Below are 16,077 nucleotides of genomic sequence, written 5' to 3'. Positions count from 1 at the left end.
GTCGTTCGAATTCACTGTGATTTAACTGCAACATGCACGTCTGATTTAACATTCACTGCACCAGTTCACGACAAACTGTTAGCTGTGTCTCAAATCAATAAATCAGTAGCGTCAAGTTTATTGATACATAATGCTTGCGCAACTTTGCTATGTTAAAATCCAATAGGTAAATTGGTCTTACCAATAAAATTCGATTTAAGGCTTACTACCCGCTCATCATGACGGTTATAAATTTACGATGATGGGCAAGTTTTCACATTTAAATGACGACATTTCAGCCAAGTGATTGGGTCGATTCTATGTATTTTGTTGAAGTGATCATTAATAGGTAAACACTTTACCCTTTTCAGAGAAAAAAATTATGTCAGAAACAGTCAAAAGCAATGATATGGAAGCCTCTGAGTTAACTTATAAAGAGCTTCACCGTCCCGCGTCAGAGTTTAATAGCCGTGAAGAGTATTTAGATCATGAATTAAAGATTATGAAACCTAAGCGCTGGGGGCTCAATTTACCCGGTAGAGATTTTCGTTTTGAATGGGAGGATTTAGTACCAGCTATCGCAGGCACTATTGGTATAACAGTAATGTATTCAGCCGTCATGGCGGCTTGGGCATCAGGCTTAACAGAACGTTGGGACCATATTAACTTAGGCGCAGAATTCGCCATTCAAGTTGTTCGAGTAGAAATGCTCATTCCTGCGTTACTCTTTTGTATTATCAGTTCTGGATTTATTAACCCTCGTGCTAATTTGGCTGGTAATCATGGGCCGATGATCCCTTTAATTGGGGTAATTGCCTTAGCTGGAGCTCACCCACTTGCTTTAGCTATTTTACTGGGGATATTTGGTCTGCTGCTGAGTTACTTTAAAGGCGGTTCTAAATTAGTTAACCTCACCTCAAGCGGCGTCGCGGGTGGCTTGCTGGTATTTCTGGGGTTTATGGGCGCAAAAAGCCAAATCAGCTCTTTATTTGAATGGGCTGGCGAATTACAAACAAAGCATCAACTCGATTACAGTTTAGGTTATGTTGCTTTCTTTATTCTATTAGCCAATGTTATTTTATATGCTTACCTAGCAAAAGTGGGTAAACGTTGGCTAGCCATTCCGTTATGTTCCATCTCTGCCATTGCACTTGCATTTGGTCTAGGAGCAGGATTAGATTTACAGTTTGTGACAGAACCTGGCATTCCAAATCTTAATCCTGTTTATTGGTGGGGGTCAACCGAACATGGCTGGCAGTTAGGCTTACCCAATACGGCACACTTTATCGCTTCATTACCTTTTGCCATTTTAGCCGTTGCAATGTGGTCACCTGATTTCCTTGGCCATCGTATTTTCCAAGAACTGAATTATCCAAAAGGTTCTGAAAAAGTGCTAATGGATGTGGATGACACCATGACGACTTGTTCACTTCGTCAAATCGTCGGCACTGCTGTCGGTGGCGGTAATATTACCTCCTCTTGGGGTACTTATATGATCCCTGCTGCCATTGCTAAACGCCCTATCCCTGCTGGCGCAATTCTATTAGGTATTCTATGCATTATTGTGGCGATAATCGGTTATCCAATGGATGTCACCGTTTGGCGCCCCGTCATGTCCATTGCTTTATTGGTGGGGGTATTTTTACCTCTATTAGAGGCTGGTATGCAAATGGTTAAAGACACACAAAACAGTCAGGCCGCAGGCATCTGTATTTTTGCGGCTTTTGTTGCCAACCCCGTATTAGCGTGGGCTTTAACCATGTTTCTGGATAATAATGGGCTTATTGGTGATAAAGAAAGAGCTAAGAGTTTATCGGTTACTGATCGTCTAATTATACCTGGACTTGCTTTTATCATCTGCTTAGCAGCTATGTTAGCAGTAGGCATGATTCAAGGTATTCCCGCTTTGTTATAAGCTATCTATTCACTAAGCAGCTTAGTGGTGCAATCTACCAAAAGAGAGCAGATGCTCTCTTTTTTATTTCTCCAACCGTTGGCTAGCCTTAATATACTCAAACATTGTTAATCATAGGCGGCATAACTTCATTACAATATCTATTATTAATACGAGTTAAAATTGGCAAACTAACTAATTTTAAGACCTGCTGCAGAAAGTCAAACAAGCAAAAAATGATAGCTAGTTAACAGTTTTAAATATAGGTCAACTGATTTTAATGCGGTTGCTATATAGGTATGATAATATCATTAGGTAAATTGGTCTTACCAATATTGAAGTAGATTTTTATAAATGATTTATTTGACGTCCTCAAAGTTATAATCGGCACGTTCATTTGACGTCAATTAATCCATGTGGCTATTGTGGTTGTTTGTGAATTGACCATTCAACTATGCAGCCTAAAAGAATTTCTGAGCCTGTTAGCCTAGCTATTTAACTCATTAAAAAAGCTAAATAGCATAACAGAGTGACATACCGATTCATTAAGTTTAAAGGTAAAATGACATGACTGATAAAACAACGGTTTTTGCAAATGCGTGGAATAACTTTGTCGCCGGTGACTGGAAAACACAAGTCAACGTTCGAGATTTTATTCAGCGTAACTATACTCCTTATGAAGGTGACGAATCTTTTCTAGCCGATGCCACCGACGCAACTTTATCTTTATGGGATAAAGTGATGGAAGGCATCAAGCAAGAAAACACAACCCATGCCCCGATAGATTTTGACACCAAAATGGTGTCGACTATCACCTCTCACGATGCCGGTTATATCAATCAAGAACTTGAAACCATAGTTGGCTTACAGACAGATGCCCCACTTAAACGTGCCATGTTACCTAATGGCGGCATTCGTATGGTTGAAGGCTCATGTAAAGCTTATGACCGCGAATTAGACAGTGATATTAACTACATTTATTCAGAGCTACGTAAAACCCACAATCAAGGTGTATTTGATGTTTACACCCCTGAAATTATGGCTTGTCGTAAATCTGGCATATTAACTGGATTACCTGATGCTTATGGCCGAGGCCGCATCATTGGTGATTACCGTCGTATTGCCTTATACGGTATCGACTATTTAATGCAAGACAAGCTTGCCCAGTTCACGTCTCTACAAGCACAAATGGAAGCGGGTGACGATCTCAATAACGTTATCCAGCTTCGCGAAGAAATATCTGAACAATATCGTGCATTAACGCAAATGAAAGTGATGGCCGCTAAGTATGGCTGTGATATTTCAGTACCCGCCTCGTCAGCGAAAGAAGCTATTCAGTGGACCTATTTTGGTTATTTAGCCGCAGTTAAGAGCCAAAATGGCGCGGCAATGTCTTTAGGGCGTACCTCATCATTTCTAGATATCTTTATTGAACGTGATATCAAAAATGGCATCATTACTGAACAACAAGCTCAGGAAATGGTTGACCATTTTGTGATGAAACTGCGTATGGTTCGTTTTTTACGTACCCCTGAATACGATGAACTATTCTCTGGCGACCCTATTTGGGCAACAGAATCTATCGCAGGTATGGGTGTAGACGGCCGTACTTTAGTGACTAAATCAAGTTTCCGTTTCTTACATACTCTATACAATATGGGCCCAAGCCCTGAGCCAAATATCACCGTATTGTGGTCAACAAAATTGCCACAGGGCTTTAAAAGTTATTGCGCAAAAGTCACTATCGATACCAGCTCAATCCAGTATGAAAATGATGACTTAATGCGCCCAGATTTCCAATCGGACGATTATGCTATTGCCTGTTGTGTTAGCCCTATGATTGTCGGTAAACACATGCAGTTTTTCGGTGCTCGCGCTAACTTAGCCAAAACCATGCTTTATGCTATTAATGGCGGCGTTGACGAAAAGCTTAAAAAACAAATTGCCCCAAAAACCGCAGCAATTACTGACACAGTGCTAGATTTTGATGATGTAATGACGCGTTTAGATTCGCAAATGGATTGGTTAGCGACCCAATATGTCACCGCACTTAATAGCATTCACTTTATGCACGATAAGTATTCTTATGAAGCTGCGTTAATGGCATTACACGACCGTGATGTTCGTCGTACTATGGCCTGTGGTATTGCCGGTTTATCGATTGCAGCTGATTCACTTTCAGCGATTAAATATGCCAAAGTAAAACCTATTCGTGATGAAAGTGGTATTGCCGTCGATTTTGATATCGAAGGTGATTATCCAAAATTTGGTAACAATGACTCACGCGTAGATGATATTGCCTGTGACTTAGTTGAGCGTTTTATGGCGAAAATTCGCGATAAAAAAATGTATCGCAATGCGATACCTACTCAATCAATCTTAACCATTACCTCTAACGTGGTTTATGGTAAGAAAACCGGTAACACGCCAGATGGTCGCCGCTCTGGTGCGCCTTTTGCGCCAGGTGCCAACCCCATGCATGGTCGTGATGAAAATGGCGCTATTGCATCATTAACCTCTGTGGGCAAGCTACCCTTTGAGCACGCACAAGACGGTATTTCTTATACCTTCTCTATTGTGCCCAATGCGCTAGGTAAAGAAGATAGTACGCGTCGCAATAACCTTGCAGCATTGATGGATGGCTACTTCATGCACAATGATCATCAACAAGGTGGGCAACATTTGAACGTTAACGTGATGAACCGTGAAATGCTTGAAGATGCGATTATCAATCCAGACAAGTATCCACAGCTCACCATTCGAGTGTCTGGTTACGCAGTGCGTTTTAATGCCCTTACCACAGAGCAGCAGCAAGACGTTATCACCAGAACCTTCACTAAAGGTTTATAAACTCTGCTAAAATTAGCTGTATCGAATATTCGATGCAGCTTTTTTATTGAACATTGGTTTATTACTCTCATTTATAAAGGGTGTTAAATGGCAACGGGACGCATCCACTCCATCGAATCATTTGGCACAGTTGACGGTCCAGGTATTCGCTATATTGCTTTTATGCAAGGCTGCCTAATGCGCTGCCAATACTGCCACAACCGTGATACCTGGGACCTAGAGGCGGGTAAGGAAGTCACTGTAAATGAGCTTATGTCGCAAATTATCACCTACCGCCCCTTTTTAGAAGCCAGTGGCGGTGGAGTTACTGCAAGTGGTGGTGAAGCCATTTTGCAGGCCGAATTTGTTGCTGAGCTTTTCAAAGCCTGTAAAGACCAAGCAATTCACACTTGTCTTGATACCAATGGCTTTGTCCGAAAATACGATCCTGCTATCGATGAGTTACTTGATAGCACTGATTTAGTGTTACTCGATATTAAACAAATGGACGACCCAACTCATATTTTACTGACTAAAGTCAGCAATCAACGCACATTGCAATTTGCTCAGTACCTGGCAACTCGAGGGCAAAAAACCTGGATACGCTATGTGGTGGTCAATGGTTTTACCGATGATATTGAATCGGCAATTAAGTTGGCTGAATTTATCAAGCCCATGACCAATGTGGAAAAAGTAGAGTTGTTGCCGTTTCACCAGCTAGGTGAACATAAATGGCAAGCCTATGGCGAAGCATCGCCTCTTGCTAATTTATCACCGCCAAGTGAACAAACCATGTTATCCATTAAACAAGTATTCACTGACCGTGGTATTGAAGCTATTTTTTAATTCGATGCTTGCAGTGTTAGTAATGTTAGCTCATGTAACTTATAGCTCATCCCAATAATGCTTATCCAATCGGTTAAAGGCAATATTAAGTAAGCTAGCAAAATCTAAGTAACACGCTTTGGCACCTAGTGGTTGGCAATTAACGCCCATTTGGTTGAGTTTTTGGCTAAGCTGATTGCTCCAATCAAACAAACTTAATGGCAATGGATGACGCGAACGCCAACCAAGCCAGAGCAAGCCTTGAATAGGTAAACTAATAATAAACAGGGTCATTGCCAAAGTTTGGGGTAAATGATCCCAACCTAAAACATAAATTTGGCTAAATGCAACAAATAAGGCAATAACTGGCATTGCCCTAAAAGCGGTTTGAGTCGCTTTAACGACACGGTATTCGGGAAAATAAAAGCCTAACTGGCGCACCATGGGCCAAGTGGACATGTATTTTTTACCGTCGCGAATGAGCGTGACAACATTGAGTACCAAAGAAAATTACCTAACATGGTGGAACATGCTTAAACAATAGCATATTGAGTAAGTTTGTCCCAAATAAACAGCCAAAATGATGTTGGCTAACACACGATACCAATGCACTGCCTAACATCGATTATGCGGCGCACTCTTTAAAATTTTTGATTAAGCTTAGTAAGGTCTAATTATGTCAGATAACCTAGTGTCAGATAATTTAGTATTAGTTTTAAACTGCGGCAGTTCATCGCTAAAATTTGCCGTTATTGGCGCACAGTCGGGTGAAGAGCACATTTCAGGTTTAGCGGAATGCTTTGGCCTTGAGGACTCGCGCATTAAATGGAAAGCTCAAGGCGGCAAAAACGAAGCAAAGTTAGGCGCATTTACCGCACATCGTGAAGCCGTTGAATATATTGTTAAAACTATTCTAGCGGGCCATCCAGAATTAGCCGCACAGATTAAAGCCATTGGTCATCGTATTGTTCATGGTGGGGAAAAATTCACTCGTTCAGTGATTATCACTCCTGATGTCATTCAGGGTATTGAAAACTGCGCCTCACTTGCTCCGCTTCATAACCCAGCGCACTTAATTGGTATTCGTGCTGCAATGGCATCATTTCCAACCCTGCCTCAAGTGGCGGTGTTCGATACCGCATTTCACCAGTCTATGCCTGAAAAAGCCTATATTTATGCTCTTCCATATAAATTGTATCGTGAGCATGGCATTCGTCGCTATGGCATGCACGGTACCAGTCATTTTTATGTCAGTCGTGAAGCGGCAAAAGTATTAAGTAAAGACATTGCCGACACCAATGTTATCGTTGCGCATTTAGGCAATGGCGCATCGGTTACTGCGATTAAAGGCGGTAAAAGTGTTGATACCTCAATGGGGTTAACCCCACTTGAAGGTCTAGTGATGGGCACACGTTGTGGCGACCTAGACCCATCGATTATTTTTCATTTAGTCAATCAACTCGGATACACCCTAACTGAAGTCAACAACCTGTTAAATAAGCAAAGTGGATTACTGGGGATTTCAGAACTGACAAATGATTGTCGTGGCATTGAAGAAGGTTATCAAGATGGTCACAAAGGCGCGACATTGGCATTAGAGATTTTCTGCTATCGTTTAGCCAAGTATATTGCATCATACACCGTGCCACTAGGACGATTAGACGCGATAATTTTTACCGGTGGCATTGGTGAAAACTCTGACTTAATTCGTGCCAAAGTATTGGATTTATTAGCTATATTCAACTTTAAAGTCGATGATACTAAAAACAAAGCTGCTCGTTTCGGCAACGAGGGGATTATTACTGCTGATAACAGCCCTGTGGCGATGGTTATTCCAACTAATGAAGAGTGGGTTATTGCTGAAGATGCGGTTAAATTAATATCAGCTAGATAGACTCGGTTAAAATAAACACAGCTAACATAACACTAAGCAAACTCGGCTTTAAAGGTTTAGCTTTAGTCATTAAGAATTTATTGAGGTTTATATGTCTCGAAATATTATGCTCGTTCCGATCGGTATCGGCGTGGGCTTAACATCACTCAGTTTAGGTATGGTGCGCGCGCTTGAACGTAAGGGCTTAAAAGTACAATTTTTTAAACCTATTGCACAAATACGCTCTGGCGATAAAGGCCCTGAGCGATCGACCACCATTTTAAGCAAATCACCCACGGTTAATCCGTTAGAGCCATTTGGTATGGAGCACGCTGAAGCGTTAATCCGCTCAGAACAAACCGATGTGCTAATGGAGCAAATTATTGCACGGGCATCAGAGTGTGCCACCAATACTGAAATTATTGTAGTTGAAGGATTAGTACCTACCCGCAGCCACCCATTTGCCGATGATATTAACTATGAAATAGCCAAAGCACTTGATGCTGATGTGATTTTCATTGCAACGCCGGGTAATGACACCCCTAATGGCTTAATGAACCGCTTAGAAATCGCCTATAACTCATGGGGTGGTGCTAAAAACAAACGCGTAATTGGTTCTATTATTAACAAAATTGGCGCTCCTACCGATAACGAAGGTCGCACGCGCCCAGACTTGTCTGAAGTATTTGATCATAACAACGTTAAAGTGGCTGATACCGCTGGTATGTTTCAGCTACCAGGAAAAAGTCCACTGCGTATTCTGGGCAGCGTACCCTTTAATTTAGATTTGATTTCCCCTCGTGCATCGGATTTAGCAAAACACTTAAATGCCAGAATAATCAATGCGGGTGAAATGCATATTAGACGTATGCGCCGAGTGACCTTCTGTGCCCGTTCAATACCTAATATGGTAACCCATATTAAGACTAACTCATTATTGGTCACCTCTGGTGATCGATCTGATGTTATCGTATCGGCCTGTTTAGCGGCAATGAATGGTGTCAAAATTGGCGCATTACTGCTGACCGGTGGCTATGAGCCTGAACCAGAAATCATGAAGTTGTGCGAACAGGCATTCGAAACAGGTTTACCGGTATTCTTAATTGACAGCAACACCTGGCAAACCTCACTCAATATTCAACGTTTTGATCATGAAGTACCTGTAGACGATGCGGTTCGAGTTGAGAAAGTACAAGAATATGTCGCCAGCCATATCGATCAAAGCTGGATTGAAAGTGTCACTCAGGATTCAACTCGCGAACATCGCTTATCACCACCCGCTTTCCGTTACAAACTAACCGAATTAGCTCGTGCTGCGCGCAAGAAAATTGTGCTACCTGAAGGCGAAGAGCCACGCACCATTAAAGCTGCGGCAATTTGCGCTGAACGTGGTATTGCCCGTTGTGTATTGTTAGGCAACAGAGAAGAGATTCTTCGTATTGCTTCGGTTCAAGATGTGGTGCTAGGTGAAGGGGTTGAAATTATCGACCCTGAGACCGCACGTGAGAAATACGTCGAACCTATGCTCAATATTCGTCGCCATAAAGGCTTAACGGAAGTGGTAGCCAGAGAGCAACTAGAAGATAACATGGTACTCGGTACTATGATGTTGGCTGAAAATGAAGTTGACGGCATTGTATCTGGTGCAATTAATACCACAGCCAATACAATTCGTCCGCCATTGCAGTTGATCAAAACAGCACCAGGTTCAAGCTTAGTCTCTTCGATATTCTTTATGTTGATGCCAGACCAAGTGCTAGTGTACGGCGACTGTGCTATTAATCCAGATCCTAATCCTGAACAGTTGGCAGACATTGCCATTCAATCTGCAGAATCTGCTGCTGCATTTGGTATTGAACCTCGTGTCGCTATGATAAGTTATTCAACCGGAACTTCAGGTACTGGCTCAGATGTTGATAAAGTACGTGAAGCAACACGTATTGCCAAAGAAAAACGTCCCGACCTCATTATCGACGGTCCATTACAATATGATGCCGCGGTAATGCCGAATGTCGCCTTGTCTAAAGCACCTAATAGCCCTGTTGCAGGTAAAGCTACAGTATTTATTTTCCCGGATTTGAATACGGGCAATACAACCTATAAAGCGGTTCAGCGTAGTGCCGATCTAGTCAGTATTGGACCAATGTTGCAAGGCATGCGTAAACCTGTAAATGACTTATCTCGCGGCGCATTAGTCGATGATATTGTTTACACTATCGCATTGACGGCTATTCAAGCTGCACAAAATGAAGCTAAAGCTAAATCTTAGCAAACATTCAATTTTATCGCTTCAAAGCTATTATCAAAGCTAACAAAAAAGCACTGCTAATAAGCAGTGCTAATAAGCAGTGCTAATAAGCAGTGCTTTTTAATATCTTTTAATAATACGTAGAAGGTACTTTTTAACCACGAAACATAGTCAAACAAAAACAATCACTTAAATGACAACCATTAATCCATTCACACACTTGTCCACAGATTCTGTGGATAACCTTTAAGATGTAAAAGTTTACTCGCAGTTATAAATACTGAAATTAAAGGTGAATACATTGTTTACACCAATTCACCATAGCAATTTATAGACTTACCTTGCCAGTGATAATTTAATTATAGATACTATTACCCATTCATTTGGCTAGGTTTTGCACAAACTGCAGGCTTTAGCGGTATTTTAATACTCTAACGGGGTCATACCTTAATGAGTATCTTTATAGGAACAACATATTCTTATGTTTAGATTTGTATTTATTTTTAGCTTGATAGCCTTATTAGGCTGTGAAAAAGTCATTGAAAAAGGCGAACCCCCGCAAACACCTGAAAGCGTCACATTAAGTTTTTTAGAAGCTATCTATAACGAAAGGGACGTAAGTAAAGCGTTACCTTACGTGACACCTGAATTACGTGAAGTATTAGAACACTATCACATTGCCTCATCAGTACAGCGTCATGTGATGGGATTATCAATGACCGAAGTTAATATGAGCATTGATGAAATCGATATCGATTTTTTTCGTAAGTTTACTGATGAAGTGACCATTATTGTCAAAATGGAAGGACTTAAAGGCGGTAGACCTTGGATCGATGACAGAACACTGCATCTAAAGAAGAAAGGTAAAAAGTGGATTATTGTAGAAGTATTACCAGAGAAAGGCCGTATTAGTGGTTAATAACCTGAGTTTATTATTGTTGCTCGAAGTACACTTAATCGGTGTTCAATCATTATGAACGACAACATACTGCTCACGACCTACAAAAAACTCACCAGATAAAAGTCAGTCAACCTTTGGATAACTCTCCAAAAATAAAACAAAAAAATAGCAGTCTAGGCTGCTATTTTTTTGTTTTTGCATTGTCGCTTGGAGTGTAAACCTAAATCTATAGGCCATTATTCCTCGTTCAAACCCTACTCTTCATCAGAAGGCAGAGACTCTAACACGTCGTCTTTTACTTGATAGTAAGCGTTTTCGTATTCATGAACTTCCATAATAACTCCAATCATTTCTTAGGTCGTTTAGGGTCTAGGCATGTTTATTTTTTGACTATTTTGTCAGTAACATTTACCTAGTAACAGAGAAGAGTACCAATCACGTTCTTCTGTCGGTGAGTATATCAACCTAGGGCTAATGATTACTAGTCCAACACCCAAAAACTTACCAAAAACTTTCAGAATAGAATGTTTTTATTGCAGCACAATCCATATAACGGCCAAAATAATGAAACACTTTCAGATTGACAGTCACTTTTTATATCCTAAAAGCTGATATTAAGAAAGTATTACAATTAATGGTTATAACAAACCGCGTACTTTTACACTATATTTGAATTACCCCAACCTGTTTGTAGGGAATATATATGAATGCACTTGTTGAATATGAAGCAAGCCAGTTAATGGCTCTCTTTAGGCAAAGTGATAATCTGGGTATGCATATGTTTATGGAACATATGAGTATCCCTGTTGATGTCCAAGATCTGCTGATTAATGAAATTTCAACCCTGCGCCAACTCGATCAACATTCTGTTGGTGAAGTTATTGAACACTATGGTCAAAGCTTGATGTCAGAACGTTTACTGCGGTAAATGTTAGCTTCTATCGTTTACGGTTATACCCATAAAAAAACCTCAACTTATACAATAAATTGAGGTTTTTATCTGTGTAGATCCTATTGAATTAAAACACGCTTTAAACCTGGCTGATGTGATTTAAAATTCGTTTTTCAGAAATTGGATACGCTGTGCCAAGTATTTGAGCAAAACACGACACCCGGTATTCTTCAATCATCCAACGTGCTTCATGTAATGCCTCTGGCACTGCTTGCAGTCGCGGGACTTTCGCTAATTGCGCTGCCAGCAATCCTTCAACCTTACTGATACTGTGCATGTGTATTCGGTCTCTACTAGGGTCAACAGGTAACTTATCTAATCGAGTTTCAATAGCGGATAAGTAACGAGCCACATCAGTCAGTTTATCCCAACCACATTCTTGCACAAATCCTCTATAGACCAATTTATCAAGCTGGGTTTGAATATCACTCATGGCAAAGGCAATGTCTAAGCTAATTTTACCTTTTAAACGTTTTTTAATTTGCTGGTAAATGGTCAGTACTTTTTCAACTTTTAAGGCGATTTTTTCAGCGGTGCCGTTTAATTCTTGTCTAACCCAATCTTTAGCTTGCTCAAATTGTTGTTCGTTACGCACATCTAGATTCTTTTCATCCAGTAATTGCTGAACAGATGCTTGAATAATATCGTCTATCAGTAATTGCACTTGGCCAAATGGATTAAAGTACATGGCTAGCTTAGCTTTGTTAGGCAAGGATTTTTGCAAATGCTTTACCGGTGAAGGAATATTGATCAACAATAACCGTCTAATGCCTAATCTGTGCTGCTTGGCCGCTTCTAATTCATCATCAAAAAGCTTAATCGACACGTCAGTTTTGTTATCAATTAACGCAGGGTATGCTTTAACCTCATAATTGCCCTTACGCTGCTGATATTGCCCCGGCAAATTGCCAAATGACCAGCTAGTTAAGCTATCTTGTTCAATACCTTTATCAGCCACCTGACGAATAGCTTTAGACACCACGCCTTGTAGTTGCTCTTTTAACGGCTCGATTTGTCTACCTTGGGCAATTAACTCGCCTTTATCATCTTCAATTTTGAAGTTAATTAATAAATGGGCGGTTAATTGACTAAAGTCAAAGTCATCTGCCGTAATGCGTGTACCGCTCATGCGCAGTAATTGCTTACATAAGCTATCAATTAACGGTAGCTCAAAGGGTGTCATGGCTTGCACGCATGCTCTAGCATAATCAGGTGCGGGCACAAAATTACGGCGTAATGTTTTAGGCAGAGACCGAATTAAGCCAATAACTTTTTCTTCACGCAGTCCTGCCACTAACCAATCAAAATCTTGCTCATCTATTTGATTTAATAACGCCACAGGTATGTGAACTGATACGCCATCATCGACGTTAGCGGGTTCAAAATGATAACTGACCTTAAGGGCTAAATTGCCTTTGTGCCAAACCTCAGGAAAATCTAACGCCGAAATATGCTCAACGCTGCGCTGCATTAATAAATCAGCGTTAAAGTCTAATAATTGCGGCTGCTTAATGCGTGCTTGCTTCCACCACTTAAAAAATAGCGGCGCATTATAAATACCTTCAGGTATTCGTGGCTCATAAAAGTCCACCAGCACATCTTCATCGACCAAAATATCCCGGCGCCGAGATTTATGTTCGAGGCTTTCGATGTCCTCTAGCAGCTTTTGGTTATTGATAAAGAAGGCTTCTTTGGTTTGCAATTGCCCTTCTGCTAGCGCACTGCGAATAAATATCTCACGCGCTTCGATTGCATCTATCGGGCCATATTGCACTCGACGTCGAGTGACGATAGTTAATCCATAAAGCACCTGATTCTCTAGTGCGACAACACTGCCGGCTTTTGCTTCAAAATGTGGCTCAACATGGTTGATTTTAATCAAATGAGCCGCAAGTGGCTCTAACCATTCAGGCTGTATTTTGGCGCAGCAACGGGCAAATAAACGTGATGTCTCGGTTAACTCGGCAGCCATAATCCATTTAGGACCTTTTTTAGCTAAAGGTGAACCAGGAAACACAAAAAACTTACGGTTGCGGGCACCTAAATATTCATTATTCACATCTTTAAAACCAATATGACTTAACAACCCTGCTAGCAAAGCTTTATGCAAATTATCATAGCTGGCGGGGGTGTCATTTAAGCGCCATTTTAATTCGTGAACCGCTTGTTTGAGCTGAGTGTATAAGTCTTGCCACTCGCGCACTCGCAAATAGGCTAAGTATTCATCACGGCACTGTTTTCTAAATTGGCTAGCGGATAGCTCGCGTTTCTGATCCTTGATGTGATCCCATAATTTAATCCAGCTACTAAAGTCAGAGTCTTTATCGGCAAAGCGATTATGGTACTCGTTAGCGGCTTGCTTTTTATCAATGGGACGCTCACGGGGATCTTGAATCGATAATCCTGCGGTGATCACTAATGTTTCATGTAAGCAGCCCTGTTGATTAGCTTCAAACACCATGCGGGCTAATCGTGGATCAAGCGGAATTTTCGCTAAGTTTCGACCAAGCGGGGTTAATACTAAATCGCCTTTTTGCTTTTTAACCGCTTGCAGTTCCTCAAGTAGTAAAAAACCATCGCGAATATGCTTTTGCTCTGGTGGCTGAATAAACGGGAACCCAGCTATATCACCTAAACCTATGGCCAGCATTTGTAAAATAACCGAGGCTAAATTGGTGCGCAGAATCTCAGGGTCGGTAAATTCAGGACGTTGAATAAAGTCCGTTTCATCATACAGACGAATACAAATACCTGGGCCAACACGACCACAACGCCCTTGACGTTGATTGGCACTGGCTTGTGAAATAGGCTCAATAGGTAAGCGCTGCACTTTGGTGCGATAACTATAACGACTCATTCGCGCCGTACCGGGGTCGATAACATAACGAATACCGGGCACAGTTAACGAGGTTTCTGCCACGTTAGTCGCTAATACAATGCGCCGACCAATGTGACTTTTAAATATTTTAGACTGCTCGCCATAGGAAAGACGCGCATACAAAGGCAAAATTTCAGTATCACGATAATTTTGTTTACGCAGCATATCTGTGGTGTCGCGAATTTCCCGCTCGCCATTCATAAATATCAGAATGTCGCCAGGACCTTCGGCAATCAGCTCATCTACCGCGGCAAAAATACCATCGGTGACATCCCGGTCTGCGTCATCATCTTGCACCAAAGGGCGGTAGCGAGTATCAACGGGATAAGTACGGCCTGACACTTGAATAACGGGCGCATTATCAAAGTGCTGAGAAAAACGTTCAACATCAATGGTTGCTGAAGTGATAATCACTTTTAGTTCAGGGCGTTTTTTAAGTACTTGCTTCAAATAACCTAAAATAAAATCGATATTCAAACTGCGCTCATGCGCTTCATCAATAATAATCGCGTCATATTGATTGAGGTATTTATCTGAGGTTAATTCTGCTAATAAAATACCGTCGGTCATTAACTTTACATAGCTATTCTCGCTGATAGCATCAGCAAAACGTACCTTAAAACCCACAACCTCGCCAAGCGGACTATTTAACTCATCAGCAATGCGGCTGGCAACGCTGCGCGCAGCTAACCGACGTGGTTGGGTATGACCAATAATGCCACGACAGCCCAAACCAAGATCGAGACAAATTTTAGGTAACTGAGTAGTTTTACCTGAACCCGTTTCACCTGCAACAATCACTACTTGATTGGTGGCTATTGCACTGGCAATTTCGTCACGTTTTTGCGAAATGGGTAAATCGTCAGGATAATTTATTTTGGGCCGATTTTGCAGACGTAGCTGTACTTTTTCTACGGATGCAATGGCTCTTGCTTCTAATTCTGCAATCGCTTTTTCTCTGGCGGCTGCACTTTTAGGATCTGACGATATTTGTTTATTGAGCCGAAACAAACGACGACGAATGTAGGCCGCGTCAGTTTGCACACAACGCTGTAAAAATGCTTTGGAGAGTGGCTTAAGATCCGCGTTCAAATTTGTTTCCTTAGCTAGCATCGAAAATATCGATCCTAGCAAGGAAGCTGACACATTGGTATGTTTTAGCGCGTTAGATTGGTGCCTTTTTAAGCATCTATGACTTTAAAGCAGATATCGCTCCTATGCAGGAGACAAATAACATTGTTGCATGTAAGTGTTCATCGCTTTTAACACGTCTTGACGGGTTATCGCGCCTATCACTTTGCCGTGTTCTACCACAGGATAAATTTTAGGTTTTGCGCCTGTCATTTGCTCAGCTAAATGCAGCATACTGTCCTGTGGACCAACACTCAGTACATCGGTTTTCATGCAATCTGTTACCATACTGGTTAAATCACAGTGATAACTGCTTTTTAGCATAACCGCCAAGCAATCTTGTTGAGATAAAAAACCGACTAACTCGCCAGATTCACCCACGACTGGCGCTCCGGGTTTATTACTGGTAATTAACTTTTCAACCGCTACCGCAATTGACATATTCGCCTTAAGCAACACTGGACGCTTGTCCATATAATCGATAATTTTAATTGAATCCATTTAATATCCCCATAATGATATTTGACTGCCTGTTAATATTCCAACCTAAGCTAACAATAAATAAGC

At 41.2% G+C, this 16,077-nt stretch carries 10 protein-coding genes; 7 read left to right on the top strand and 3 right to left on the bottom strand.

Annotation, left to right across the window (positions count from 1 at the left end):
- The first annotated feature begins 361 nt into the window (after positions 1–361).
- The 3 genes from ACRWQL_RS17420 to pflA all read left to right on the top strand — a co-directional run bounded on the left by ACRWQL_RS17420 (position 362) and on the right by pflA (position 5,548).
- Positions 362–1,894 (top strand): DUF3360 family protein, encoded by a 1,533-nt coding sequence (locus ACRWQL_RS17420; protein ID WP_434951327.1) that lies wholly within the window; start codon positions 362–364, stop codon positions 1,892–1,894.
- Between the two features lie 546 nt (positions 1,895–2,440).
- Positions 2,441–4,723, top strand: a complete 2,283-nt coding sequence (gene pflB / locus ACRWQL_RS17415; RefSeq protein ID WP_434938231.1) for a formate C-acetyltransferase — start codon at positions 2,441–2,443, stop codon at positions 4,721–4,723.
- A gap of 87 nt (positions 4,724–4,810) precedes the next feature.
- On the top strand, positions 4,811–5,548 hold the full coding sequence (gene pflA / locus ACRWQL_RS17410) for a pyruvate formate lyase 1-activating protein (RefSeq protein ID WP_434951325.1): 738 nt from the start codon (positions 4,811–4,813) through the stop codon (positions 5,546–5,548).
- A gap of 39 nt (positions 5,549–5,587) precedes the next feature.
- Here the strand turns inward: pflA and yfbV are convergent, their stop codons facing one another.
- Positions 5,588–6,031, bottom strand: a complete 444-nt coding sequence (gene yfbV, locus ACRWQL_RS17405) for a terminus macrodomain insulation protein YfbV (protein WP_434951324.1) — start codon at positions 6,029–6,031, stop codon at positions 5,588–5,590.
- 187 nt (positions 6,032–6,218) lie between these two features.
- Between yfbV and ackA the strand changes: the two genes are divergently transcribed.
- From ackA to ACRWQL_RS17385, 4 genes are all read left to right on the top strand, one after another.
- The gene (ackA, locus tag ACRWQL_RS17400; RefSeq protein WP_434953414.1) at positions 6,219–7,421 is read left to right on the top strand and encodes an acetate kinase; all 1,203 of its coding nucleotides are present in this window, start codon (positions 6,219–6,221) and stop codon (positions 7,419–7,421) included.
- Between the two features lie 91 nt (positions 7,422–7,512).
- The gene (gene pta, locus ACRWQL_RS17395; protein WP_434951322.1) at positions 7,513–9,669 is read left to right on the top strand and encodes a phosphate acetyltransferase; all 2,157 of its coding nucleotides are present in this window, start codon (positions 7,513–7,515) and stop codon (positions 9,667–9,669) included.
- Positions 9,670–10,129: 460 nt separating this feature from the next.
- Positions 10,130–10,567 (top strand): hypothetical protein, encoded by a 438-nt coding sequence (locus ACRWQL_RS17390; protein WP_434926504.1) that lies wholly within the window; start codon positions 10,130–10,132, stop codon positions 10,565–10,567.
- Between the two features lie 685 nt (positions 10,568–11,252).
- The gene (locus ACRWQL_RS17385; protein ID WP_434951320.1) at positions 11,253–11,477 is read left to right on the top strand and encodes a hypothetical protein; all 225 of its coding nucleotides are present in this window, start codon (positions 11,253–11,255) and stop codon (positions 11,475–11,477) included.
- Between the two features lie 103 nt (positions 11,478–11,580).
- Here ACRWQL_RS17385 and hrpA read toward each other — a convergent pair whose 3' ends face one another.
- Both hrpA and ACRWQL_RS17375 read right to left on the bottom strand, forming a co-directional pair.
- On the bottom strand, positions 11,581–15,492 hold the full coding sequence (hrpA, locus tag ACRWQL_RS17380) for an ATP-dependent RNA helicase HrpA (protein WP_434951318.1): 3,912 nt from the start codon (positions 15,490–15,492) through the stop codon (positions 11,581–11,583).
- A gap of 102 nt (positions 15,493–15,594) precedes the next feature.
- Positions 15,595–16,011: a CBS domain-containing protein gene (locus ACRWQL_RS17375; protein WP_434951317.1), complete on the bottom strand. Its 417-nt coding sequence runs from the start codon at positions 16,009–16,011 to the stop codon at positions 15,595–15,597.
- Positions 16,012–16,077: the final 66 nt, after the last annotated feature.

Origin of the sequence: Shewanella sp. HL-SH4 (assembly GCF_051164845.1) — a bacterium.
GTDB lineage: Bacteria > Pseudomonadota > Gammaproteobacteria > Enterobacterales > Shewanellaceae > Shewanella > Shewanella glacialimarina.
The sequence above is the reverse complement of the archived record's forward strand: the minus strand, read 5'-3'. Positions and strand labels throughout refer to the sequence as shown.